General features: G+C 66.7%; 19 protein-coding genes and 1 pseudogene. 14 read left to right on the forward strand and 6 right to left on the reverse strand.

The window, feature by feature from the left end:
- Nucleotides 1-39 precede the first annotated feature (39 nt).
- From MU582_07735 to MU582_07750, 4 genes and pseudogenes are all read left to right on the forward strand, one after another.
- Nucleotides 40-954: a LysR family transcriptional regulator gene (locus tag MU582_07735; GenBank protein UPK76513.1), complete on the forward strand. Its 915-nt coding sequence runs from the start codon at nt 40-42 to the stop codon at nt 952-954.
- Nucleotides 955-1,184: 230 nt separating this feature from the next.
- Entirely contained in the window at nt 1,185-2,411 is a 1,227-nt protein-coding gene (locus MU582_07740; protein ID UPK76514.1) for a glycine betaine/L-proline ABC transporter ATP-binding protein, read from the forward strand.
- A gap of 164 nt (nt 2,412-2,575) precedes the next feature.
- Nucleotides 2,576-3,250 (forward strand): annotated as a pseudogene (locus MU582_07745) (ABC transporter permease subunit).
- A gap of 272 nt (nt 3,251-3,522) precedes the next feature.
- The gene (locus tag MU582_07750) at nt 3,523-4,434 is read left to right on the forward strand and encodes a glycine betaine ABC transporter substrate-binding protein (GenBank protein ID UPK76515.1); all 912 of its coding nucleotides are present in this window, start codon (nt 3,523-3,525) and stop codon (nt 4,432-4,434) included.
- A gap of 66 nt (nt 4,435-4,500) precedes the next feature.
- Here MU582_07750 and MU582_07755 read toward each other — a convergent pair whose 3' ends face one another.
- Complete coding sequence (locus tag MU582_07755; GenBank protein ID UPK76516.1) at nt 4,501-4,857, reverse strand: SPW repeat protein; 357 nt, start codon at nt 4,855-4,857, stop codon at nt 4,501-4,503.
- 135 nt (nt 4,858-4,992) lie between these two features.
- Here MU582_07755 and ftsY point away from each other — a divergent pair, with 135 nt between their 5' ends.
- Nucleotides 4,993-6,132 carry a signal recognition particle-docking protein FtsY gene (gene ftsY / locus MU582_07760; protein ID UPK77134.1) on the forward strand — a complete coding sequence of 380 codons (1,140 nt, stop codon included), beginning with the start codon at nt 4,993-4,995 and terminating at the stop codon, nt 6,130-6,132.
- Nucleotides 6,133-6,249: 117 nt separating this feature from the next.
- On the opposite strand, the gene MU582_07765 is transcribed toward ftsY, so the two are convergent.
- Nucleotides 6,250-8,145, reverse strand: a complete 1,896-nt coding sequence (locus MU582_07765; protein UPK76517.1) for a penicillin-binding protein — start codon at nt 8,143-8,145, stop codon at nt 6,250-6,252.
- A gap of 232 nt (nt 8,146-8,377) precedes the next feature.
- Between MU582_07765 and MU582_07770 the strand changes: the two genes are divergently transcribed.
- The 5 genes from MU582_07770 to MU582_07790 all read left to right on the forward strand — a co-directional run bounded on the left by MU582_07770 (nt 8,378) and on the right by MU582_07790 (nt 14,620).
- Nucleotides 8,378-9,682, forward strand: coding sequence for an ammonium transporter (locus MU582_07770; protein UPK76518.1), 1,305 nt, complete (start codon nt 8,378-8,380; stop codon nt 9,680-9,682).
- Nucleotides 9,679-10,017 carry a P-II family nitrogen regulator gene (locus MU582_07775; GenBank protein UPK76519.1) on the forward strand — a complete coding sequence of 113 codons (339 nt, stop codon included), beginning with the start codon at nt 9,679-9,681 and terminating at the stop codon, nt 10,015-10,017. Before MU582_07770 ends, MU582_07775 begins: the two co-directional genes overlap by 4 nt.
- Before the next feature lie 5 nt (nt 10,018-10,022).
- Entirely contained in the window at nt 10,023-12,293 is a 2,271-nt protein-coding gene (locus tag MU582_07780) for a [protein-PII] uridylyltransferase (GenBank protein UPK76520.1), read from the forward strand.
- A 207-nt stretch (nt 12,294-12,500) separates the two neighbouring features.
- Nucleotides 12,501-14,063 (forward strand): signal recognition particle protein, encoded by a 1,563-nt coding sequence (ffh, locus tag MU582_07785; GenBank protein UPK76521.1) that lies wholly within the window; start codon nt 12,501-12,503, stop codon nt 14,061-14,063.
- A 38-nt stretch (nt 14,064-14,101) separates the two neighbouring features.
- A complete protein-coding gene (locus MU582_07790) occupies nt 14,102-14,620 on the forward strand; it encodes a gluconokinase (GenBank protein ID UPK76522.1) in 519 nt (172 codons plus the stop codon).
- 66 nt (nt 14,621-14,686) lie between these two features.
- Here MU582_07790 and MU582_07795 read toward each other — a convergent pair whose 3' ends face one another.
- A complete protein-coding gene (locus MU582_07795) occupies nt 14,687-17,002 on the reverse strand; it encodes an MMPL family transporter (protein UPK76523.1) in 2,316 nt (771 codons plus the stop codon).
- Nucleotides 17,003-17,443: 441 nt separating this feature from the next.
- Nucleotides 17,444-18,316 (reverse strand): MarR family transcriptional regulator, encoded by an 873-nt coding sequence (locus MU582_07800; protein UPK76524.1) that lies wholly within the window; start codon nt 18,314-18,316, stop codon nt 17,444-17,446.
- A gap of 160 nt (nt 18,317-18,476) precedes the next feature.
- Between MU582_07800 and MU582_07805 the strand changes: the two genes are divergently transcribed.
- Together MU582_07805 and MU582_07810 are read left to right on the forward strand one after the other, a co-directional pair.
- Nucleotides 18,477-20,219 carry an ABC transporter ATP-binding protein/permease gene (locus MU582_07805; protein UPK76525.1) on the forward strand — a complete coding sequence of 581 codons (1,743 nt, stop codon included), beginning with the start codon at nt 18,477-18,479 and terminating at the stop codon, nt 20,217-20,219.
- A complete protein-coding gene (locus tag MU582_07810; GenBank protein UPK76526.1) occupies nt 20,216-22,126 on the forward strand; it encodes an ABC transporter ATP-binding protein/permease in 1,911 nt (636 codons plus the stop codon). Before MU582_07805 ends, MU582_07810 begins: the two co-directional genes overlap by 4 nt.
- Nucleotides 22,127-22,128: 2 nt before the next feature.
- On the opposite strand, the gene MU582_07815 is transcribed toward MU582_07810, so the two are convergent.
- Nucleotides 22,129-22,668 (reverse strand): hypothetical protein, encoded by a 540-nt coding sequence (locus MU582_07815; protein ID UPK76527.1) that lies wholly within the window; start codon nt 22,666-22,668, stop codon nt 22,129-22,131.
- Nucleotides 22,669-22,740: 72 nt separating this feature from the next.
- On the opposite strand from MU582_07815, the gene MU582_07820 reads away from it, so the two are divergent.
- Together MU582_07820 and MU582_07825 are read left to right on the forward strand one after the other, a co-directional pair.
- Nucleotides 22,741-23,340, forward strand: coding sequence for a hypothetical protein (locus MU582_07820; protein ID UPK76528.1), 600 nt, complete (start codon nt 22,741-22,743; stop codon nt 23,338-23,340).
- 9 nt (nt 23,341-23,349) lie between these two features.
- A complete protein-coding gene (locus tag MU582_07825) occupies nt 23,350-24,435 on the forward strand; it encodes an amidohydrolase family protein (GenBank protein UPK76529.1) in 1,086 nt (361 codons plus the stop codon).
- Between the two features lie 24 nt (nt 24,436-24,459).
- Here the strand turns inward: MU582_07825 and MU582_07830 are convergent, their stop codons facing one another.
- The gene (locus MU582_07830) at nt 24,460-24,903 is read right to left on the reverse strand and encodes an HIT family protein (GenBank protein ID UPK76530.1); all 444 of its coding nucleotides are present in this window, start codon (nt 24,901-24,903) and stop codon (nt 24,460-24,462) included.
- Between the last annotated feature and the right edge of the window lie 25 nt (nt 24,904-24,928).

Genomic DNA, 24,928 nt, shown 5'->3' on the forward strand with positions numbered 1-24,928 from the left:
AAGCAAACGTTTATCGATATATCTGTGCAAAATGATCGCATGATCGATCGGCGGCTGCATGTCCTCCGGGTGCTCGCTTCGGAGGGCACAGTCACGGCCGCGGCGGCCGCTCTCGACTACACGCCGTCGGCGGTGTCGCATCAGCTCCGCAGCCTCGCGCACGACCTCGGGGTGACGCTGCTCGAGCAGGACGGCCGCGGCGTACGCCTGACTCCTGCGGCGCGCATCCTCGTGTCGCATGTCGATGACCTGTACGCGCAGTGGGAGGAGATTCGCGGGGAGCTTGCTGCGGTCGATGAAGAGCGTGCCGGAACGCTTCGCTTGTGCGGTTTCTCGACGGCGGCGGCCGCGTTGCTGCCCGACCTCGCATTGCATGTCATGGAACGCTTTCCGCGTTGCACCGTGCACATCATCGAGGCCGATCCCCAAGAGTGCTTCGACCTGCTGGTGGCCGACAAGGCCGACATCGCTGTCGTCGTTGCGACTCCGTCGTTGCCCGCTCGATCGGACCCGCGCTTCGAGCAGCAGTCGTTGTTCGACGATCCGCTCGACCTGCTCGTATCGGCGGACCATCCGTTGGCGCGCGAGGAGTCGATCCTGCTCAGCGATGCTGCCGATGAGCCGTGGATCCTGGACCGTCCCGGACGACCACACAGGCAGCTGGTGCTCACCGCCTGTGCGGCTGCAGGTTTCTCGCCCGCCGAGGCGCATCAGTCGGCCGAGTGGGACACCGGCGCTGCGCTCGTCGCGGCCAGGCTCGGGGTTGCGCTGGTGCCGCGGCTCGCGCGTCTGCCTGACGACTACCGCATTGCGCGCGTACCTCTGCGTGGCGACCCGACTCCTGCCCGCCACGTGCTCACCAGCGTGCGGCGCGGCAGCGGTCGGCAGCCGATCATGGCCGATGCACTCGCGACGCTGCACGACCTCGCCGCAAGCGGCGTCGTTGGTCGCTGACTCGCGCTGTTGCGTCCTGCTCAACCCGGTACGCCGGTTGGTCACGATCCAGACACGTCTGGGCAGGCTTTCGGGGATGCCGAGTCTGGAGGACCGCCTGAGTGTTAGGTTGCTGGCTGCGACATTCCCGGGATGCGGACGCCGAAGAGCGGTGCGTTGCGGTGTCGTTGCCGAGGGCACCGGTGTCCGGGCCGGCGCTCGCTGCCACCGGAAGGTGTGTGACCGGGAGCGTGTCACTGATCGAGTTCGCCGACGTCTACAAGGTGTTTGGACGTCGACCACAGCGAGCGATTCAACGTCTCGAGAAGGGCGAGGATCGCGACAAGCTGCGTGAGGAGGGGCTCACCGCGGCCGTGATCGATGCGTCGTTCAAGGTGGAGCGCGGCGAGATCTTCGTCGTCATGGGACTATCCGGATCCGGTAAGTCCACGCTGATCCGGATGGCCAACGGACTCTGGGAGCCCACCGCGGGCACCGTGGAGGTCGCGGGTGACGATCTCACGAAGCTGAATCCCGCCGGCGTACGAGAGGTACGTCGCGAGAAGATCAGCATGGTCTTCCAGCACTTCGCACTGCTGCCGCACCGCACCGTCGGCGATAACGCCGCATACGGGCTGAAGGTCCGCGGCATCAACCGCGCCGATCGCGAACGCAAGGCCGAGGAAGCACTCGAGATGGTCGGCCTCGGCGGTTGGGGCGGCTACCTTCCCGGTGAGTTGTCGGGCGGCATGCGGCAGCGCGTCGGCTTGGCGCGGGCGCTCGCGGCCGAGACCGAGGTGATGCTGATGGACGAGGCGTTCAGCGCCCTCGACCCGCTCATCCGCCGCGAGATGCAAGACCAGCTGGTGGAGCTGCAAGACAAGCTGGACAAGACGATTCTGTTCATCACCCACGACCTCAACGAGGCCATGCGGCTCGGTGACCGGATCGCGATGATGCGCGACGGCCGGATCGTCCAGCAGGGCACTGCCGAAGACATCCTGAACGACCCCGCGACCGACTACGTCGCGCAGTTCATCCAAGACGTCGACCGTACGCGCGTACTCACCGCCGAGTCGGTGATGGAGAAGCCGGTTGCCGTCATCGGGCCCGAGCAGGGGCCCCGTGCGGCGCACAAGCTCATTCGTGAGAACCAGCTGTCGGCGGTGATGGTCGTCGACGCATCGCGGAAGTTGCGCGGAGTCGTCACGGAGTCGGCGGCTGCCGACGGCGTGTCTGCGGGCCGTAACGATCTCGCCGGCGTGATGGAAGAAGCGGCGACGGTGCCGCCCGACACGGCTGTCGCGGACTTGTTCTCGGCCTCCGCCGAGTCGACTGCGCCGCTCGCTGTCGTCGACGATGACCAACGACTGCTCGGCGTGATCGCCCGGGTGACGCTGCTGAGTGCGCTCGGCAGCGTCGGCCCGTCGAACGGTGACCACGCGCCCGAGCTTGCAAGTACGGGAAGTGAGCAGTGATGAGTACGGTCGCGGCATGGTGGGACGAGAAGGTCGACGGCGTACCCCGCATTCCCGTAGGTGAGTGGGTCGAAGACGCGAACGACTGGATCACCGAGCATTTCGGCGACGCACTCGGTTGGGTCTCGGATCGGGTCGAGAGCCTCGTTGAGGCTCTCATTGACCTACTCACGGTGCCTGAACCACTGATCATGGCGGCAGTGTTTGCTCTGCTGGCGTGGCTGGCCCGCGACTGGAGGCTGGGCATCGGCACCTTCCTCGGGATGGCGCTGATCATCTCGATGGAGCAGTGGGACAACGCCATGAACACACTCGCGTTGATCGGCGTCGCCGCAGTGATATGCCTGGTGATCGGCATCCCGCTCGGGATCATGGCTGCGCGCTGGGACGGGTTCAGCAGCGCGATTCGGCCGATCTTGGACCTGATGCAGACCATGCCGGCCATGTTCTGGCTCATTCCGGCCGTAGTGCTGTTCAGCATCGGCATCCCCGCGGGCATCGTTGCGACGGTCATCTTCGCGCTACCGCCTGGGGTTCGCCTCACCGAGCTCGGCATTCGGCAGGTCGACTCCGAGGTCGTCGAGGCAGGGCACGCGTTCGGTGCCACCCCACGTCAGATTTTGCGGGAGGTCCAGTTGCCTCTTGCGATGCCGACGGTCATGGCCGGCGTCAACCAGGTGATCATGCTGGCGCTGTCGATGGCCGTCATGGCGGGCTTCGTTGGTGCAGAGGGTCTCGGCGGCGAGGTCATCGCCGCGATCACCCAGATCCAGATAGGGCTCGGGTTCGAGGCAGGTTTCTCAGTCGTCATCCTCGCGATCTTCCTCGATCGGGTTACGGCGGCCGCCGGCAACTCTTCGACGGGCGGAGGTCGCCTCCGGGCTCTGCGCGAGCGCTTTCGCGGGCGTCCCGAGACCGGGCCTGGAGGCGACGCGTCCGAGCCGGAGCACTCGGAACCTGCGCGGGTATGACGCCAGCGCTCCACAACAATCGGGTCTCGGCCCGCAACGATCGGATGAAGATACAACGGACCGTCCTCACGACGAGAGACGATGGTGTGGGGACGGATGACGCCGTGCGGGTGAGCTGCACGAACGAGAAGGGACGACCGATGAAGAAGACGAACGTGCGGAGGAGAGTCGTCGCAGCCGTGATGGCGCTCGGCCTCGGCGTAGCGCTCGCCGCGTGCGGTGACGATGACAGTGATAGCGGCGGCTCCGGCGGCGGCAGCGGTGACAAGGACCTCACCGTCGGCATCATCGAAGGGTGGACCGACTACACCTCGATGGGCTACATGTGGAAGGACCTCCTCGAGGAGGACGGCTACAACGTCGAGATCAAGTCGATTCCGGACAACGGTCCGATGTACGCCGCCGTCGCCAAGGGCGATATCGACATGATGGCCTCCGGGTGGCCCGAAGTGACGCAGAAGAAGTACTGGGACCAGTACCAGGATGATATGGAGGACCTCGCCACCTGGTACGACAACGCGAAGCTCACCCTGGCTGTCCCCGAGTACACCGATATCGACTCGATCGACGAGCTCGCGGACAATGCCGACATGTTCGACGGTACGATCACGGGCATCGAGGCGGGAGCGGGTCTGACCGGTGTCGTCAAGGACAGCGTGATGCCGGAGTACGGCCTGGAGGACGACTACGAGTTGCAAACCTCATCGACGACCGCGATGCTGGCCGAGTTGAAGAAGGCTACTGACGCCAAGGAGGACCTCCTCGTCACGCTGTGGCGGCCGTTCTGGGCCAACACCGCTTTCCCGGTCAAGGACCTGGAGGATCCGAAGGGCGCGCTGGGCGAGCCGGAGGGGCTGCACGTCCTAGCTCGAACAGGCTTCAGCGATGATTATCCTGAGGTCGCCGACATGATCGGCAAGGCCAAGATGAACGACGAGCAGTATGGTTCGCTGGAAGATCTGGTCGCGAACAAGTACAAGGACGACCCGTCGAAGGCCGTCAGTGAGTGGCTGAAGGAGAACCCCGACTGGGCGAAGACCCTCCAGGGCTGATCCCAGCGACGTACTACAAAGGGTCCCCGGCGGCTGCCGGGGACCCTTTGCATTTCTCGGGACAACTCACTGCGTCGTCGGCGCCGCGTGCTGTCTGATCTCGGGTAGTGCAGACAGTCCCACGACGACGGCGATCACGCCGACGACCCAGGACGTCCAGGACGCTCCGCCGAGATCGGAGAAGCCGATCACCCACGGAGAGATGAACGCGAGCACGCCGAGCACGACATGGGCCGACTCGCTGCTCATGCTCATCGACTTCGGCATGGCCAATGACCACAGCGAAGCAAGGAAAAGTAACGCACCAACCACGATCATCGTTGCCATCGCGCCGTTGGTGGTATCCACCCAGATGGTCGCCAGGGCGAGGTACGCGCCGACGATGAGCGCGACCCAGTCCTGCCATCGGACCCAGGATCTCATGACAACCTCCAATTCCTCAGAGGCCGATCGCCTACCGGTCGACCAATAGTTGTAACGTGCAACTAGCGCGGATTGTTCCCGAGTAGGTACGGGGGAGGCTCGCTCACCGGTGGGCCGATAGGCTCTCCGGTTGTGATTGACTCCGCTTTGCTCTACGTCCTGATCGCCGTCGTACTGCTCGTCGTCGCGATCGGCGCTCTGCTCTACGTACGCGGCCGTGGTGGTCCTGCGGCTCCGCCGGCGGAGCGTACGGCTCCTCCCGTCGAGAAGCCGCCGGCCGACGATGATGCGGCCGAGGCGGTCGAGGTCGAGGAGCCCGCGGCGTCCACGGCGGCGCCGGAGATCGAGAAGCCCGAGCCCGCCGCCGGACGGCTGCAGCGGCTGCGTGCCCGGCTGGCGCGTTCGCAGGGCTCTCTCGGGCGTGGCCTGCTCGCGCTGCTCTCGCGCGACAAGCTGGACGACGACACCTGGGACGAGATCGAAGACACCCTGATCGCCGCCGATGTCGGAGTCGAGCCGACGCAGGAGCTGGTCGAGCACCTGCGTACACGCCTACGTGTCGACGGTGTCGATGATCCCGAGCAGGCCCGCGAGGTGCTCCGCGAAGAGCTCGTGAAGCTGGTCGACCCGTCGCTGGACCGCTCGCTCAACGCAACCGGCACGGATGGCGCACCGGGCGTTGCCCTCGTCGTCGGTGTCAACGGCACCGGCAAGACCACAACGGTCGGGCGTATCGCACGAGTGCTGGTTGCCGACGACAAGAGCGTGCTCCTGGCCGCCGCCGACACCTTCCGCGCCGCCGCGGCCGATCAGCTGCAGACCTGGGGAGAGCGCGTCGGCTGCGAGACCGTACGCGGACCCGAGGGCGGTGACCCCGCCAGCGTGGCGTTCGAGGCGGTCAAGCGCGGCACCGACGAGGCGGTCGACACCGTTCTCGTCGACACAGCCGGTCGGCTGCACACCAAGTCCGGTCTGATGGACGAGCTCGGCAAGGTCAAGCGGGTGATCGAGAAGCAGGCACCGGTCACCGAGGTGCTGCTGGTGATCGACGCGACGACCGGGCAGAACGGCCTGGTGCAGGCACGGGTGTTCTCCGAGGTCGTCGACGTCACGGGCGTCGTACTCACCAAGCTCGACGGCACCGCTAAGGGCGGCATCGTGATCGCGGTACAACGTGAGCTCGGCGTACCTGTCAAGCTGGTCGGCCTCGGCGAGGGCGCCGACGATCTGGCGCCGTTCGTACCCGAGGACTTCGTCGACGCGCTCCTCGACTGACGCTGACACGCGAGAAGCACCACGCTGACACGTGACAATCACCTCGCCGAGACGTGAGTATCGCTATCCAGAACTCACGTCTCAGGGCGAAACTTCTCGCGTGTCAGCGTGGTGCTGTCAGCGGGACTGGCGGAGGAACTGCTCGAGGATCGGGCCGGCCGTACCCGATCCGGACTCGCCGTTCTCCACGAACACCGCGACCGCAAGATCGCCCTGGAACGCAATCATCCAGGCATGCGTACGCGTGGCGTCGCCGTACTCCGCGGTGCCGGTCTTGGCGCCGACGGGCGGGCCCGGCACCGACGACAGGAACGCCCCGCTGCCATCGCGTACGACGCCGAGCATCAGCTTGCGCAGCGCCTTCGCCTCGGACTTCTTCAGCTCGGCGTCGGGCGACGCCTTCTCGGCCTCGTGCGTCTCGACCAGATTGGGTACGACGGTCTCGCCGCCCGCGACGGAGGCCGCGACGACCGCCATCGCCATGGGCGACGCCTGGACCTTGCCCTGACCGATCATCGACGCCGCGTGCTCGGTCGTCGGCGCCTTGGCAGGTACGGAGCCGAAGTAGCTGGAGAATCCCGTGTCGTGGTCCTCACCGAGGCCGAGTGAGGCCGCGGCGTCGGTCAACGCCGACTGCGGCACCTTGGCCTGCTCGTGGATCAGCGCCGTATTGCACGACTGCGCGATCGCCGTACGCATGGGGATCTTGCCGAGCGACGACGTCGGGTAGTCGTCGTAGTTCTTGAAGGATTTGCCCTCGACCGAGACCGTCGGCGAGCAGTCGAGCATGTCGCCGGGGGAGTAGCCGTTGCGCAGCATGGCCAAGCTGGTGACGATCTTGAACGTCGACCCGGGAGCGTACTGCCCGACGGTCGCGGTGGAATATCCCTCGCTACCCGGGCCGCTGGCCGCGGCGAGGATGTCGCCCGTCGACGGCTGGATCGCCACCAGACCGCTCGGTGACTTCACGCCGCTCAGCGACTTCTCGGCGACACCTTGCAGGTCGAGATCGAGAGTCGTACGCAGCGGTTTGCCGTTGGCGGGCTTGGTCGAGAAGAGCTTGCGTTCCTTGCCCGATTTGCGTACGGCTTCGACGAGAAGCCCTTGTTTACCGCGCAGCTGCTCGTCGTAACGCTGCTGCAACCCGGACAGCCCGGTGATGTCGCCCGGTGCGAGCTCGCCGTCGGAATCCTTGATCAGCTCCGCGGTGGCTTCGCCAACCGTGCCGAGGAGCGGCTCGGCGAAGTCGCTCGTCGGCGCGAGCGACATCGTGTCAGCGATCTGCGCGGCACCCTTGATGCTGTCGTACGCGTCCGGGTCGACGTCGCCGGCGTCCGGTTTGCGCAGCACGATCGCTTCGACGAACGCCTCGGGGCCGGCCGCTTTCGCCTCGGCGACGTAGTCGGACACGTTGATGTCGAGCAGTCTCGCGAGCTTGCGGGCCGACGACGGGACCTTCGCTGGTTTCACCTGGGTCTTGTCGATGCCCATGCGGACGACGGGGCGCTCCTTGACGATCGGCTGTTTCTTGCGATCGAGGATGTCGCCTCGCTTCGCGGTCTCGCCGGTGAGGCTCAGATGCTCGCCGTCCTCGAGGTCGGCGAGCACCGTCGGGTCCCATTCGGGCACCCACTCATCGCCGGCGCGTCGCAGGCTCGCCTCGGTCTTGTACGCCCACTCCGAACTCGATCCGGATTTGCCGAGCTTCCACGTGACATCGAGCGATGCCGAGGCGACGTCGCCGTCCTCGCTCACCTCGTCGACGCTGACCTCGGGGAGGTAGTCGCCCATACCGGAGAGCACCTCCTCGTACTGCGACTGGGCATCCTTGCCCGAGCTTCCCTCGAAGGTGAGGTCGCCCACGTCGCCGTCGGAGATCGCGGTCGCAAGATCCTCGGCGGCCGGCTTCGGGTCCGGATCGTCCGAGCCCGTGCACGCGGTCAATCCGGCAAGGCCGGTGACCAGGGCGCAAGACGTCGCCAGCGTACGTACCGACGAGCCGAATCGAATCATGCAGACCTCCCTGTCGTCCCGGGCCAGTCAAGCAGGTCAGGGCAACCCTGTTGCGCCCGGCCGAGCGACCGCGCGCCACGAAACTGGTGCGAAACGCGGGAGCCGAGCCGTCACGCGATCGAAACATCCGTGGACACCAGCCGAAACGCCGACGCCCCACGATGAGGCGCATGCCGATCCGGACAGCGCGGTTCGCCGGCCAACGATTCGGATTCGACCTATCGGAGGTTCCATGGATACCGGCCATGCCGCGTGGGTGCTCACGTCTGCGGCGCTCGTCCTGTTGATGACGCCTGGGCTTGCCCTGTTCTACGGGGGGATGACGCGGGCGAAGTCCGTGCTCAACATGATGATGATGTCGTTCGGCGTACTCGCCGTCGTCCCGGTGGTGTACGTGCTGTGGGGCTGGTCGATGTCGTACGGATCGCAGGACGTCGGCGGTCTGTTCGCCAATCCCTTCGAGCTGTTCGGCCTCGACGGGGTCGCAGACGGCGACTACATCTCGATCGCGTTCCAGGTGACGTTCGCGATCATCACCACTGCGCTGATCAGCGGCGCGATCGCCGACCGCGCGAGGTTCTCCACCTGGCTGGTGTTCGCCGCGGCGTGGGTGACGTTCGCGTACTTCCCACTGGCGCACATGGTCTGGGGAGGTGGGCTGCTCAGCGCCGACGGACCGTTCGCCGACATCGCCGCACCGATCGACTACGCGGGCGGGACGGTCGTACACATCAACGCCGGAGTCGCCGGTCTCGTGCTCGCGCTGCTCATCGGCGTACGACGAGGATTCGGTCGCGAACCGATGCGCCCGCACAACCTGCCGCTGACGATGCTCGGCGCCGGTCTGCTGTGGTTCGGGTGGTTCGGGTTCAACGTGGGCTCATTCGTACCGTCGGAGAGCGGAGACGCGTTCGCGGCGAACTTCGTCGGCGAAACCGGCCTGGTCTGGGTCAACACAACTGTCTGCACGTCGGCCGCGATGCTCGGTTGGCTGTTGCTGGAGAAGCTGCGCGACGGCAAAGCGACCAGCCTCGGCGCGGCGTCCGGCGTCGTCGCAGGTCTCGTTGCGATCACACCCGCGTGCGGCAGCCTCAGCCCGGTCGGCTCGATCGTGCTCGGTCTTGCCGCCGGCGTGCTCTGCGCGCTCGCCGTCGGACTCAAGTACCGCTTCGGGTACGACGACTCGCTCGACGTCGTCGGCGTACACCTCGTCGGCGGGTTGGTCGGGACGATCGGCATCGGCTTCCTTGCCCTCGACGGCGGGCTGCTCTACGGCGACGGCGCCCGTCAGCTCGCCGTTCAGGCGATCATCGCGGCCGTCGCGATCGCGTTCTCTGCGCTCGTGACGCTCGTCGTCGGGGGCGCTCTGAAGCTGACGATGGGCTGGCGGATCACTGCCGACGACGAGCTGGAAGGCATCGACGTGAGCGAGCACGGCGAGTCCGCGTACGACTTCGTCAGCACCTCCGGGTCACGGAGCGTGTCAGGTCCGTCGGCTAAAGTGACGAAACGAGCATCCGAGGGAGCGATCGTATGAAGCTCGTGACAGCAGTCATCAAACCGCACAAGTGGGACGACGTACGCGAGGCGTTGGAGACGTTCGGCGTCAGCGGGATGACCGTCACCGAGGCAAGCGGCTACGGCCGGCAGAAGGGCCACACCGAGGTCTACCGCGGCGCGGAGTACGACGTCGCTCTGGTGCCGAAGCTCCGGGTCGAGATCGTGGTCGAAGACGGCGAGGAGACCGATGTCGTCAACGTCGTCGTGAAGTCGGCGCAGTCCGGCAAGATCGGCGACGGCAAGATCTGGGTCTCGCCGCTGGAGTCGGTTGTCCGCGTACGCACCGGCGAGGTCGACGGAGAGGCGCTCTAATCGCATTGCTCGACGAGCGACCCGAGCGTGCCGCAGCCCGGGTCGACCGGGCACTGCAGATGGATGCGCGGTTGCGCGGGTTGTTCGAGTCCGCTGCGTCGGGCGTCGGGCTGTCGCCTTCGAACGGCTGCGGTCTGGCGCTCGTCGCCGTCGGCGGCTACGGGCGCTCCGAGCTGTCGCCGGCGAGTGATGTCGACGTCGTGCTACTGCACGATCCGGGTATGTCGGCGGCGACCGTCGCAGAGCTCGCCGAGCGGATTTGGTACCCACTGTGGGACGACGCGGTGCTGCTCGACCACGCAGTACGCAGCTCGACCGCCATGCTCGACGCGGCCGCGGTCGATGTACGTACGGCCACCGGCATGCTCGACGCCCGCGGTGTTGCGGGCGATATCTCGATGGTGCAGTCGCTGCGTTCGGCGGTGCTCGCGAGCTGGCGCCGCAACGCGCGTACGCGGCTGCCCGAGCTGCGCAGTGCCTGCGATGAGCGCATCGCGCGGGCAGGCTGGCTCGCCCATGCGGCAGTACCCGACCTGAAGGACTCCGGCGGCGGGCTCCGCGACGGTGTCGTGATGCGCGCGCTGGTCTCGACCTGGCTCGTCGAGGTACCCCGTCACCAGGCCGAGCCGCTGCGACGGGCGCTCCTCGACGTACGCGACGCTCTGCACGAGGTGACCGGCCGCCGTACCGACCGGCTCAGCAATGAGCTGCTCGCCGAGGTGGCCGAGGCGCTCGGCCTTCGACCCGCCGAGCTCGATCTGCACCTACGCGAGCTGGGTTGGCGCACTGCGCATCTGGCGCAGCTGGCGTGGCGGCGTATCGACGACGTACTCCACCCGCATGCCAGGCGCACCCGGTCGCCGACCGGGCCGAAGATCACGACGGTGGCGCGAGGCGTCGGGTTGCTCGACCGCGAGGTCGTGCTCACCCGTGACGCGCGACCGGCGTACGACGCGGAGCTTCCGCTGCGCGCCGCGGTGGAGGCGGCGAGTCGCGGGCGGATCCTCGCGCCCAGCGTCGCGGCACGTTGCGCGCGTGACGGAGCGGCGCCCGAGACTCCGTGGCCGCGTACGACCCGCGATCTGATGGTCGAGCTGCTGGCGAGCGGCTCGGAGCTCGTCTCGGTGTGGGAGGAGCTCGACATCGCCGGCGTCGTCGACCGGTGGCTGCCGGAGTGGTCCGAGATCCGGCTGCGCGGGTCGACGTCGCCCGTCCACACGTACACCATCGACCGGCACAGCCTGCAGACCGCGGTGAACGCGTCGCGCCTCGTACGCAGAGTGCGGCGGCCCGATCTTCTCGTCGTCGCGGCGCTGTTGCACGACATCGGCAAGGGGCGCGCGGGCGACCACAGCGTCGTCGGTGCGCCGATGGCCCGCGAGATCGCCATGCGGTGGGGGTTCGAGGCGGCCGACGCCGATCGGATCGCCGTCCTCGTACGCCGGCACCTGCTATTGCCGACCGCAGCGACCCGACGCGATATCGAGGACCCCGCGACGGCCGAGACCATCGCCGACATCGTCGGCGACCGTGACACCCTCGACCTGCTTGCCGCTCTGACGGAGGCGGATGCGACGGCCACCGGACCGACCGCGTGGACGAAATGGCGGGCCGGACTCGTACGCGGACTCGTCGAGAAGACGCATGAATGGCTACATTCGGGTGTCACGTCGCCCGACCCGGAGGACTACTCGGGCTGGGAGTTCGAGCCGGTCGCCCTCGACGGACGCTCGGTCGTCGTACGCCGCGTCGAGCACCACACCGGCGCATTGTTGTCGATCGTCGCGCAGGACCGTCCGGGTCTGCTGTCCGATCTCGCGGCCGGCGTCGCGCTCGCCGGGCTACGCGTGCGCTCGGTGCGTACCGGAGGCGACGAGGCCGCGTCGTCGCTGTGGGAGGTCGTGGGCGACGAGGTCGATGTGAGCAGACTCGAACCCTTGCTGCGGCGAGTGCTCGACGGTCAGGTCGATATCGCCGAGCGCCTTGCGTACGTCACCGACCCGGCCCGCCCGGTGCCCGTCGTCACCGTGCTGCGAGACCAGTCCGCCACCTCGAGCCTGGTCGAGGTACGCGCCGACGACGCGCGCGGCCTGCTGTGGCAGTGCTGCCGGGTGATTGCGGCGCAGGGGCACACGATTCGCTCGGCCCATGCCACCTCCATCGGGCCGCAGGCCGACAACGTGTTCTACGTCGTCGACGCCGACGACGAGCCGCTCGGTGGCCAGGCGATGGACCAGCTCGCCGTTGCGTTACGGCGTGGGCTCGGAGCCGGCTGAGGTGTTGCGGAGTTTGCGGACTTTTCGGTGCTGTCGCCCGCGCGTACGAACGAAAAGTCCGCAAACTCCGGTCGACCGGATCGGCGGAGCGTACGGCTCACGTGGATGCGTACGCCCGAACCGTTAGGCTGGACCGATGTGTGAGCCGTTGCGGCTCGCCACGACCCGATGCGGCTGCTCGGCCGCGCGACCACGAGGACCGACCCGTTGTTCGACACGCTGCAAGACCGCCTTCAAGCCACGTTCAAGAACCTCCGTGGCAAGGGGCGACTCTCCGAGTCCGATATCGACGCGACCGCGCGCGAGATCCGGATCGCGCTGCTCGAGGCAGACGTCGCTCTGCCCGTGGTCAAGGAGTTCATCGCTGCGGTCAAGGAACGCGCGCGAGGCGCCGAGGTCAGCCAGGCGCTGAACCCCGCCCAGCAGGTCATCAAGATCGTCAACGAGGAGCTCGTCGGAATCCTCGGCGGTGAAACCCGCCGCCTGGAGTTCGCGAAGAAGCCGCCGACGGTGATCATGCTCGCCGGCCTCCAGGGTGCGGGCAAGACGACTCTCGCTGGCAAGCTCGGCCGCTGGCTCAAGGACCAAGGCAACTCCCCGATGCTGGTGGCTTCGGACTTGCAGAGGCCTAACGCCGTCAACCAGCTACAGATCGTCGGCGAGCAGGCCGGTGTCACCGTGTACGCGCCGGAGCCCGGCAACGGCGTCGGCGACCCGGTCAAGGTCGCCAAGGACTCCATCGACGAAGCCAGGCGTACGCTCCACGACGTCGTCATCGTCGACACCGCCGGCCGCCTGGGCATCGACGAGGAGCTGATGAAGCAGGCCGCGGACATCCGCGACGCCGTCAGCCCCGATGAGACGCTGTTCGTCGTCGACGCGATGATCGGCCAGGACGCCGTGACCACCGCGCAGGCCTTCCTGGACGGCGTCGGGTTCACCGGAGTCGTACTCTCCAAGCTCGACGGCGATGCGCGTGGTGGCGCCGCGCTGTCGGTCGCGTCGGTGACCGGCAAGCAGGTGATGTTCGCCTCGAACGGCGAGAAGCTCACCGACTTCGACGTCTTCCATCCGGACCGGATGGCTTCGCGCATTCTCGACCTCGGCGACATGCTGACGCTGATCGAGCAAGCGGAGAAGGCATTCGACGCGGAGGAAGCCGCGAAGGCGGCGGCGAAGCTACAGGGCAAGAGCAGCGACTTCACCCTCGACGACTTCCTGCAGCAGATGCAGGCCGTACGCAAGATGGGCTCGATGTCGAAGATCTTCGGCATGTTGCCCGGCATGGGTCAGTTCAAGGACCAGATCGCCGACTTCGACGAGCGCGAGATCGACCGTATCCAGGCGATCATCTTGTCGATGACGCCCGCGGAGCGGGAGAATCCGAAGCTGATCGACGGTTCGCGTCGCGCGCGGATCTCGAAGGGCTCTGGTACGCAGGTCAGCGACGTCAACGGCCTCGTCGACAGGTTCTTCGAGGCACGCAAGATGATGCAGCAGATGGCCAAGGGCGGTGGCATGCCCGGGATGCCGGGAATGCCCGGGATGCCCGGCATGGGCGGCGGCAAACGATCGAAGTCGCGCCAGCCGAAGAAGTCGAAGAACAAGGGCAAGCGTGGCTCGGGCAACCCGGCCAAGCGGGCGGCGCAGCAGAAGGCCGATGCGCAGAAGCAGTCAGAGCAGCCGGCCGAGTCTCCGTTCGGCGTACCGACCGCAAAGGGTCAGGCCGACGACTTCGAACTCCCCAAGGAGCTTCGCGACCTGCTCTGAGGCCGTAGTGGTCGTACGACACGCGGTACGGTGCGCGAATGGCTGAACACTCCGGCACCCGCGCCCCGCTCGTCGTCATCATGGGTGTCTCCGCCGTTGGCAAGACAACGGTGGGCGAGCGTCTCGCGGCCCGGTACGGCGTGGAATACGCCGACGCCGATGCATTCCACCCGCAGGCGAACATCGACAAGATGAGCGCCGGCGTACCGCTGAGCGACGATGACCGCTGGCCGTGGCTGGAGGCGATCGGCCGGTGGCTGCATGAGCGGCGTGATACGGGAGGAGTCGTGAGCTGTTCGGCGCTCAAACGCGCGTACCGTGACGTGCTCGTCGAGGCCGCTCCCGCGCTTTGCTTCCTCCATCTCGACGGAGACCCAGAGATGATCCGCGAACGCATCGCCCGGCGCAAAGACCACTTCATGCCGCCGTCGCTGGTCGACTCGCAGCTCGCGACCCTCGAGCCGCTCGAACCCGATGAGTGCGGCGTTGCCATCGACCTGACCAAGCGACCCGACGAGATCATTGAGGAGTTCTGCAGGTACGCCAAGCTCCGCTGAGCGGGACGTACGAGTGCGACACGCCGGTGTGTCGCCGCGCGTACGTCCCGCCCAGCGGGGTGGTGGTCAGACGGTCGTACCGACCGCCGGCTCGGGTTCGGGCTCGGATTGTGACGCCGTCAGCTGGGCGATCTTCTCGCCTTCGATGTCGACGTTCGGCACTATCTTGTCGAGCCAGCCCGGGATCCACCAGGCGGCCTTGCCCATCAGGGCGAGCAGCGATGGCAGGATGACCATCCGGACGATGAAGGCGTCGAAGAAGACCGCCGCCGCGAGCGCGAAGCCCATCGACTTGGCCGTGACGTCCTCCTCCATCATGAAGGCACTGAACACCGAGATCATGATGATCGCGGCCGAGACCACGACCCGGGCCCCGTGGTGGTAGCCCTTCATCATCGCCTGGAGCGGTGATTCGCCGTGTACGTACTCCTCGCGCATCCGGGTGACGGTGAAGACCGTGTAGTCCATCGCGAGCCCGAACACCAACCCGATGAGCATGATCGGCATGAAGCTGACGACCGGTCTCGGATCGTCGATCAGGCCGAAGGCGCCCTCTTGGAAGATGACCACCGTTGCCCCGAACGTCGCGGCGACCGAGAGCAGGAACCCGAGTGCGGCCGTCAGCGGGATCAGCACGCTCCGGAACACGATGATCAGCAGTACGAACGCGGCTCCGGCGACGAGTGCCATGTACGGAACGATCGAGCCGAGCATGACGTCGTCGACGTCGGCGTAGATCGCGGTCGTACCCGTCACGCCGTACTCGATGCCGTAGTCAGCAGCCAAACCGTCCTCGGCGTCGCGTACCTCCTTGACGAGGTCCTTGGTGTCCTGGTTGTTCGGGCCAGACTTCGGAACGCCCTGGAAGATCGCGCCGGCGCCGTCCTCGCTCTGGAGCGGCCCGACGACGTAGTCCATGTCGTCGTGTGACTCGAGCTCGGTACGGAGGGCGTCGATCGCCGGCTTGCGGTCGTCCTGCGGTACATCGCTCAGGTCGGCCGCCACCTGGAGCACGCCGTTGCTGCCCTCTCCGAAGCCGTCGGTACGAATGTCGTACGCCTTGCGGATCGTGGTGTCCTTCGGCATGCTCTCGTCGCCGGGCAGACCGAGGCTGAGGTTCAACGCAGGGATCGACAACGCACCGAGTACGACGATGCCGAGCGTCAGCATGAGCGCGGGCCTGCGTCCGATCAGCCGGGCGAACCGGATGCCGTTGGTGACCGCTGTGTCGTCCTCCGGATCGTGTTGTGCAATCAGTGGCAGCTTCGGCTTGAACAGCGCCTTGCCGAACATACCGAGCAGCGCAGGCATCAGGGTCAGCGCGACGATCACCGCGAACGCGGCCGCGAGTGCGCCGCCGAGGCCCATGAACGTCAGGAAGCGCACACCGACGATGCTCAGACCGCCGAGCGCGATGATGACCGTCAGCCCGGCGAAGACGACGGCAGAGCCGGCGGTACCGAGCGCTCGCCCGGCCGCTTCTTCGCGAGTCGGCGCCACGTGCAACTCGTGTTTGTACCGCGAGACGATGAACAACGCGTAGTCGATCGACAGCGCGATGCCGATCATCGATGCCAGGAACGTGGTGAAGCTCGGGATCGAGGTCACCGAGGTGCCGAGCATGATGGTGATCGAAGCCATTCCGGTGCCGACGATCGCGGTGATGATCGGGATGAACGGCGCGATCAGGGCACCGAAGGCGATGATCATGACGATCAGCGCGACGCCCATGCCGATCATCTCGGCGGACCCTCCGGGTGCCTGCTCCTCCATCGCGAGCGAACCGCTCATCTCCACGGTCAGACCGGCGTCGCGGGCGCTGTCGGCAGCGTCGTACGCGGCGTCGCGGTCGGCCTCGGTGACGTCTTGCCAATCCTTGATCGTGAACTCGGTGTCGAGCACGGCCACGCTGGCGGGGTCGTCCTCGCTGAGCACGTTCAGCGGGGCCCCGCTACAGGTCTGCTGCAGCTCGTCGCTCTGCGCGTCGGCGCCGACACAGCCCATCTTCGCCGCCGCGTCGACGGGGTTCTGCAGCGGCTGCTTGTGGTCGATGATGTCGAGCTTGTTCAGATTGGCGACCAGCTCGTCGACGGCCGCCTTGTTATCGGGGTCGGTGAGCTTCTCGCCGGCCGGTGCTTCGATGACGTACGTACCGGTCACCGCATCGAAGTCGAACTCCTGAGACATGCCGGGAAAGTGCTTGTCCATGATGTCGGTTGCACGCTCGGACGGCAGGTTCGGCATGGAGAAGTCGTCCTCCATGGACTGCGAGACGGCGGCGGCCGTTGCGCCGAGGCCGACGAGCAGGAGGACCCAGACGGGTATGACGACCCACCAGCGTCTGAATGCGAACTTGCCGAACCTATAAAGCAGGACGGACACGGTTACTCCTTGAAAGCGATGCGGAAAGTTTCGAAACGTCTTGGGTGGTTGTGAGCTGACGGCCGGGGTACGCCGGCCGTCGAGCCGTCACCGCGACGCGAGTGGGTCGCGTGGGAGAGAGATCTGCCCGTAGTGCTGATGCGGTCGGGCGAAGTGGACGATCCGAGGCTCCGCATCGCAGCATGCATGCGTACTCGTTCTCGCTGCGAGCGCAGCCGGATGGTTTCGCACGTGCTTTCCCCCCTTGGAATGCGGTCGTCCGCCTGATCGACGGTACCCGCGTGGTCATCGATCGTCAAACTGATTAATGATTTCGAGCGTGCACACTTTGGGTGTACCTGTCATGAACGCAGAGTGGTGTCCGCGCTCACGGAACCGATCGTCGTGGACGACGGTTTCGCGGCGGTTTCACGCCGGTTGCGCGCCTCTAGGTCGCTCGGCTCAGAGGCCGACGAGGGCGGTCAGCAGCGTACGCAGCTCGGCGTCGCCCGCCGCTCCCAACCGCTCGGTCAACGAGTCCTGCTCGGTTGCGACGAGATCGACAGCCTTGGCCAGGCGCTCGATGCCTTGCTTGGTGAGGCTGAGGTCGTACGACCGGCGGTCCGAGCTGACCCGAGTGCGGACCACGAGCTCGTCGCGTTCGAGATCGTCGATCGCCCACAACACAGTCGGAGCGCTGACACCGAGCACATCGGCGACGTGCTGCTGTGTGCACGGGCCGTCGCGGTCGATGACTGCCATCACACCGAACTCGCGCGGCTCCAGCCCGAGGGGTTCGAGCAGGTCGATGGAGCGGCCGCGCTGGTCGAGGTGCGCGACGCTGATCAGGTAACCCGTGTGGTCGCGCAATGAGGGAAATGCCGCCAATGCGTCGTCGGGTACCACCGCGCGCAGCAGTGTGTTGAGGCGATCGCGCTGGTCACCGCTCAGGTCGGCGTTGAGCGCTGCATCCGCATCGGTCAGCTCCAGCAGCAGGTCGGCGAGCCGGCGGCGGCCCGACGGCGTGATCGTCAGTACGTACGCGCGTCGGTCGGCGGGATTGCGCTCGCGTACGAGGTAGCCCTCGGCCTCCAACGCCTCCGCCAGCTTGACCATCACGGTTCGGTTCGTCTGGGTACGGTCTGCGACGGCGCCCTGGGACATCGGGCCATGGCTCTCGAGAACCGTCAGCACCCCGACGTCGCGCATATTGGCGTCGGCGTCGAGGGACGTGCGTGCGAAATCCATGGTGCGGGCATACGCCCTGCGCAGCAGGAACCCGGTCAGTGACGACATCGCAGGAGTGCGAGCAGACACCTCCGAGCGCTCAGTCACGCGCAGAGCGTACCTGAACTCGGGCATCGGGGTGGGTAGTCGTACGTGACTCTGCGTTGCCCGCTCCCCGGCCCGTGGTAATCCCCGATGCGCCACCGTCACTGTGCGTGCAGGAAAATCTGATGACCGTCGCAACCAACAGTCGGTACGCTGTCGTCTCGTGCTGGTCTCCCTCCTCCGTACGCACCTGCGTCCGTACCGCGCTGCCATCGGACTCATCGTGGTGCTGCAGTTCGTACAGACGCTCGCAAACCTCTACCTACCCGGGCTCAACGCCGACATCATCGACAGCGGCATCGTCAAGGGCGACACCGACTACATCCTCGAAGTCGGCGGCGTGATGCTCGGCGTCACGGTCCTGCAGGTGGTGTGCACGATCGTCGCCGTCTACTTCGGCGCGCGTACGGCCATGGCCCTCGGCCGCGACCTTCGTACGGCCGTGTTCGCGCGGGTGCAGACGTTCGCTGCGCGCGAGGTGGCGCAGTTCGGCGCGCCTACCCTGATCACTCGCTCGACGAACGACGTCCAGCAGGTGCAGATGCTGGTGCTGATGACGTTCACGTTCATGGTCGCTGCGCCGATCATGTGTATCGGCGGCATCGTGATGGCGCTGCGGCAGGATGTCGAGCTGTCCGGTCTGATCGTCGTCATCATTCCGGTGCTGATCGTGAGCGTCGGCCTGGTGATTGCGCGGATGCGCCCGCTCTTCCGCACGATGCAGACCAGGCTCGACAGCATCAACCGGGTGCTGCGCGAGCAGATCATGGGCATTCGGGTGATTCGGGCCTTCGTCAAGGAGGACTACGAACGCGAACGCTTCGCCGATGCGAACGAGGCATACCGTGACGTCGCCATTGCGACCGGACGTCTGATGGCGTTGATGTTCCCGATCGTCATGCTGGTGATGAATGTGTCGAGCGTCGCGGTCATCTGGTTCGGTGGTCACCGAGTCGCGAGCGGAGATCTCCAAGTCGGCACGATGACGGCGTTCCTGGCGTACCTCATCCAGATCTTGATGTCGATCATGATGGCGACGTTCATGTTCATGCTCGTGCCGCGGGCCGAGGTCGCGGCCGAACGCATCAGCGAGGTGCTCGACACCGAGCCGAGCATCGTGCCGCCCGCCGATCCGGTCGAGCGTTCTGAGTCGGGCGGGTTTGTCGACATCGTCGCCGCCAGCTATGCGTACCCGGGGGCGGAGGAGCCGGTGCTGCACAGCGTCGATCTGATCGCGCGCCCAGGGCAGACGACCGCGATCATCGGCTCAACAGGTAGCGGCAAGTCCACGTTGCTGAGCCTGATCCCGCGGCTGTTCGATGCCACCGAGGGCGAGGTCAAGATCGGCGGCGTCGACGTACGCGATGTGATGCCCGACGACGTCTGGGCGCATATCGGGCTGGTGCCGCAACGCCCGTACTTGTTCACCGGCACGGTTGCGACCAACCTCCGGTTCGGGCGTACGGACGCCAGCGACGACGAGCTCTGGGAGGCGCTGACGATCGCGCAGGCACGCGAGTTCGTCGAGGCGATGCCCGAAGGGCTCGATGCGCCCATCGCGCAGGGCGGTACGAACGTCTCCGGCGGCCAGCGGCAACGCCTTGCGATTGCCCGCGCGATCGTGAAACGCCCAAGTCTCTATCTCTTCGACGATTCGTTCTCGGCCCTCGACTACGCGACCGATGCGGCGCTCCGTAGTGATCTCGCGACAGTCACGAGCGAGTCCGCGGTGATCGTCGTAGCCCAACGGGTGAGTACGATCCGCGACGCCGACCGCATCGTGGTGCTCGACGAAGGACGCGTCGTGGGCACCGGTACGCATGCGGAGCTGATGGACGCATGCGAGACGTACCGGGAGATCGTGCTGTCGCAGCTGACCGAGGAAGAGGCGGGGGTTCAGCGATGAGCGGGCGTGATCCATTGTCGGTGTCGGCGCCGCCGGCGAAGCCGTCCGACTTCAAGGGTTCGACGAGGCGCTTGCTGCGGTTGCTCGCTGCCGATCGCATGCTGCTCGGCGGCGTTCTCGTGCTGGGTGTCGTGAGCGTTGCGCTGAGCGTCGTGGGTCCGAAGATCCTCGGACACGCGACGGACATCGTGTTCAGCGGGTTCTTCTCTGACCAGCTTCCCGACGGCGTCACCAAGGAGCAGGCGGTTGCCGGGTTGCGTGAGCGCGGTGACGACCGGGTGGCCGACATGGTCGCCGCGATGGACATCCACCCCGGTGAGGGCATCGACTTCACGGCGCTCGGGTGGGTGCTGGTCGGTGTGCTCGCGATCTACGTCGCAGCGTCGGCGTTCGCCTGGGTGCAAGGCAGACTGGTGACTCTGACGGTTCAGCGCGCGGTCGCCGGCATGCGCAGCGACGTCGAAGACAAACTCGGCAGGTTGCCGCTTTCGTACTTCGACGGGCGTACGCGAGGCGAGATCCTGTCGCGGGTCACCAACGACATCGACAACATCGCGCAGTCGGCACAGCAGACCATGAGCCAGTTGCTCACGTCGCTGATGACCGTTGTCGGCGTACTCGCGATGATGCTCTTCATCTCGCCGCTCCTCGCGTTGATCGCGGTGCTGACGGTGCCGGTCGCGTTCCTGGTGACGAAGGCGATCGCGAAACGCTCACAGCCGCAGTTCATCGCGCAGTGGACTGCGACCGGCAAGGTCAACGGTCATGTCGAGGAGACGTACACCGGTCACGACGTGGTGAAGGTGTTCGGCCGGCAGGCCGAGGCGCGGCGGGAGTTCGACGAGCGCAATGACGAGCTGTTCGACGCGAGCTTCAAGGCGCAGTTCATTTCCGGGATCATCCAGCCGACGATGATGTTCGTCTCGAACCTCAACTACGTCGCGGTCGCCGTCGTCGGCGCGCTGCGGGTCGGCTCCGGTGCGATCAGCGTCGGCGACGTACAGGCGTTCATCCAGTACTCACGCCAGTTCACCCAGCCGCTCACCCAGGTCGCAGCAATGGTCAACCTGCTGCAGTCCGGAGTCGCCTCCGCCGAGCGCGTCTTCGAGCTTCTCGACGAGGACGAAGAGGAGCCCGATGCCGCGGATGCGCTCAGCCCTGAGCACGTCGACGGCCGCGTCGCGTTCGAGCGGGTGAGCTTCTCGTACGATCCGGACGAGCCGCTGATCGAGGATCTCGACCTGGTTGCCGAACCCGGACAGACCGTCGCCATCGTCGGGCCGACCGGGGCAGGCAAGACCACCCTGACGAACCTGATCTTGCGCTTCTACGACATCCAGTCCGGGCGGATCACGCTCGACGGCATCGACATCTCGCGTATCACCCGCCCGGCGTTGCGTGACGACTTCGGCGTCGTACTGCAGGACACGTGGCTGTTCGGCGGGACGATTCGCGAGAACATCGCGTACGGCGCGCACCGCGCGAGCGAGGAGGAGATCCTGGCGGCGGCCGAGGCCGCGCACGTCGACCACTTCGTACGCACGCTGCCCGACGGGTACGACACGGTGATCGACGACGAGGGTACGAATGTCAGCGCCGGTCAGCGACAGCTGCTCACCATCGCTCGTGCGTTCCTTGCCGATCCGGCGATCCTGGTGCTCGACGAGGCGACGAGCTCGGTCGACACGCGTACCGAAGCCCTTGTGCAGAAGGCGATGGAGCAACTACGCGTCGGTCGTACGAGCTTCGTGATCGCGCACAGGTTGTCGACCATCCGCGACGCCGACCGGATCGTAGTGATGGAGCACGGGCAGATCGTCGAGCAGGGTACGCACGATGAGCTGGTCGCTGCCGGCGGTGCGTATGAGCGGCTGTACGCCGCGCAGTTCGCCGGAGCGAGTACCTGAGGTCAGGCCCAGGGCGGGGGAGGCGGCCCGGGCGGGGGAGGACCGGGGTTCGCGGCGAACGGGCCGTATTGCCCCGCCTTCGCTGCTAGACGCGGGCGGTTCTTCGTACCGATGATCAGCAGCACAAGCAGCCAGACGTACGCCCCGATGAACACGACAGCGCAGAGTGCGGAGGCCTGACTGGATACCCGAAGAGTGCTGTCCGTACGGCCCACGATCTCGGTGAGAACCGACGCGTCCGACTCCGGTGCGTCGCCATAGTCGACCAGGAACGCCCCGAACCCGATCATGGCGGCCCATACGATCGTCTGCGCTATCGCCTGACCGAGCGTGATCCGGCCGCGCTCGTACGGGAGTTGCTGCACGAACACCAGGGCGGTCGTCAGCGTCAGCGCGAGCAGCAGAATGGGCACGAGGGCGAGCAGGACGATGAACATCCATCCGCCGACCCCGAAGAACGCGCGGCCGATCCACACCCACCCCACGCACAGGAGATTCATCGGGATCATCGACCAGAAGACGAGTCGTTGAACCATGATCACGGCGTGAGCGTATCGACCGGTGGTGCCACTACTGGTTAGGCTGTGCTGACCGGTTCATCGAGGGAGCGCGCCATGCCGCGGAGCGATCATCCGTCCCCGAAGCGTCGCCTCGCGCGTGGCCGGCGGCTCATATTCCTGATGACTTTCATCGCGGCGGGCGGGACAGTCGGGGCGTTCTTCGGGATGCGAACGATGTTGCCGGATTGGGGAGCCTTGCTCTTCGCGGCCTTTGCCGGCGGCGCATCGACCGTGCTGATGGGTTGGGTGCTGATCGAAGAGTTCCGCCGGCTGCCCGCGATCGATCCGGTCGCGCGTACCGCTCGGGTCACCGGCATCCGCCGTGCAGGCAGCGATGACGACGAACCGGACTCCGTGCGAGTTCGGGTGTCCGTGCCCGATGGGGACTTCGACACGGCGCTCGCCGACCGGATCCATCCCGACGACGAGGGGCGGTTCGCGGTGGGCTCGTACTGGCAGGTCTATGCCTTCGAACGCAGCCGGGCCTGCGTACTGCTGACCGAGGCGCACGACGACGTGCTGCGCGACGGGTGGAACCTCAGCGGCCTCCGGGCGGGCACTGAGGTCGGCGGCTCCACCGGATACGGATCGGAGCTGCTGGCGTGGGGGTTTCGACCGTCAGCAGGCAATCCGGCACCAGGGACCGCGCGATAGCGTCGGGCCATGAGCGAAGCACTCAAGGTTGCCGGCGTTGTGCTGCCCGACGGCGAGCGCCGCGATCTGTACGTCCGCGACGGCGTCGTCACGTACGCGCCGGTCGATGGCGCACGTGATCTCGGTGAGGGGTGGATCGTGCCCGGGCTGGTCGATGCGCACTGCCACATCGGCATCGACACTCGTGGCGGCGACACCGATGCGGCGAGTGCCGAGGAGCACGCCGTCGTCAACCGCGACGCCGGCACGCTGCTCGTCCGCGACTGTGGTTCCGTACACGACACGCATTGGATCGACGATCGTCCAGACCTCCCGCGGGTGGTGCGATGTGGCCGGCACATCGCGCGTACGAGGCGCTACATCCGCGGCTATGCGCACGAGATCGAGCCCGACCAGCTGGTGGCGTACGTACAACAGGAGGCGCAGCGCGGCGACGGCTGGGTGAAGCTGGTCGGCGACTGGATCGACCGTGGGATCGGCGATCTGGCGCCGGCGTGGCCGCGGGCGGCGTTGCGCGATGCCGTGGCAGCTGCGCATGATCTCGACGCGCGCGTGACCGTGCATGTGTTCGGCGAGCAGGCGCTGCCGGATCTGCTGGATGCCGGCGTCGACTGCATCGAGCACGGTGCCGGCCTCGGGCCGGACACGATCGCGCAGATGGTCGACCAGGGCACCGCGTACGTACCGACGGCGCTGCAGCTGAACAACTTCCCCGACTTCGCCGAGCAGGCCGGTGCGAAGTTCCCGGCGTACGCCAAACACATGCGCGACCTGCACGCGCGGCGCAAGGACACCGTGCTGGCGGCGTACGAGGCCGGGGTGCCGATCTACTGCGGAAGCGATGCCGGCGGCATCCGTCCGCACGGCACCGGCCGCGACGAGATCGCAGAGCTCGCGGCGTACGGGATCCCGGCGTTCGACGCGCTTGGCGCCGGCTCGTGGCGGGCGCGCGCCTGGCTCGGCTTCGACGACTCGCTGGCCGAGGGGAGCGCGGCCGACTTCCTGGTCGTACCCCGCGACCCACTGGCCGATCTGACCGCGCTCGCGAACCCGTCGTACGTCGTGCTGCGCGGCGCGGTCGTCAACCCGCGCTGAGCCGGACGGGGCAGGTGCGTCGGGTCAGATCGGGCGGGACACGTCTGCGGGCACGTTCTCGACGTGGCCAAGGTCGATGAGCGCTACCCGGATCCGCTCGGCAGCGTCATCGAGGCTCTCGTCGGACGGGCTCGGGTCGACGTGCTCGAAGCTGAAGTCGTGCAGGCTGTAGACCGGCCATACGTGTACGTGCAGGTGTGGGACCTCGAAGCCGGCGACCATGAGCCCGGTGCGGGGGCAGTCCCAGGATTCCTTCTGCGCGGTGCCGATCCTCTTGGCGACCGACATGAGGTGAGCGAGCAGGTCGTCGTCGGCGTCGACCCACTCGTCCACGGGTTCGCGGGGGACGACCAGTGCATGGCCGTGCGTGATCGGTCCGATCGTCAGGAACGACACGGCGCGCTCGTCGGACCACAGGAAGCGTCCCGGGATCTCGCCATCGATGATCTTGGTGAACAGCGTGGTCATGGGCGCAAGTCTGCCGTACGTCGTC

The organism is Nocardioidaceae bacterium SCSIO 66511 (assembly GCA_023100825.1).
Lineage (GTDB): Bacteria > Actinomycetota > Actinomycetes > Propionibacteriales > Nocardioidaceae > Solicola.

Bases quoted from the DNA above. Each gene is read 5' to 3' on its own strand.
- MU582_07820 (UPK76528.1), top strand. From the start codon at position 22,741: ATGCCGCGGAGCGATCATCCGTCCCCGAAGCGTCGCCTCGCGCGTGGC.
- MU582_07750 (UPK76515.1), top strand. From the start codon at position 3,523: ATGAAGAAGACGAACGTGCGGAGGAGAGTCGTCGCAGCCGTGATGGCG.
- MU582_07765 (UPK76517.1), bottom strand. From the start codon at position 8,145: ATGATTCGATTCGGCTCGTCGGTACGTACGCTGGCGACGTCTTGCGCC.
- MU582_07775 (UPK76519.1), top strand. From the start codon at position 9,679: ATGAAGCTCGTGACAGCAGTCATCAAACCGCACAAGTGGGACGACGTA.
- MU582_07770 (UPK76518.1), top strand. From the start codon at position 8,378: ATGGATACCGGCCATGCCGCGTGGGTGCTCACGTCTGCGGCGCTCGTC.
- MU582_07810 (UPK76526.1), top strand. From the start codon at position 20,216: ATGAGCGGGCGTGATCCATTGTCGGTGTCGGCGCCGCCGGCGAAGCCG.
- MU582_07830 (UPK76530.1), bottom strand. From the start codon at position 24,903: ATGACCACGCTGTTCACCAAGATCATCGATGGCGAGATCCCGGGACGC.
- MU582_07825 (UPK76529.1), top strand. From the start codon at position 23,350: ATGAGCGAAGCACTCAAGGTTGCCGGCGTTGTGCTGCCCGACGGCGAG.
- MU582_07755 (UPK76516.1), bottom strand. From the start codon at position 4,857: ATGAGATCCTGGGTCCGATGGCAGGACTGGGTCGCGCTCATCGTCGGC.
- MU582_07735 (UPK76513.1), top strand. From the start codon at position 40: ATGATCGATCGGCGGCTGCATGTCCTCCGGGTGCTCGCTTCGGAGGGC.
- MU582_07790 (UPK76522.1), top strand. From the start codon at position 14,102: ATGGCTGAACACTCCGGCACCCGCGCCCCGCTCGTCGTCATCATGGGT.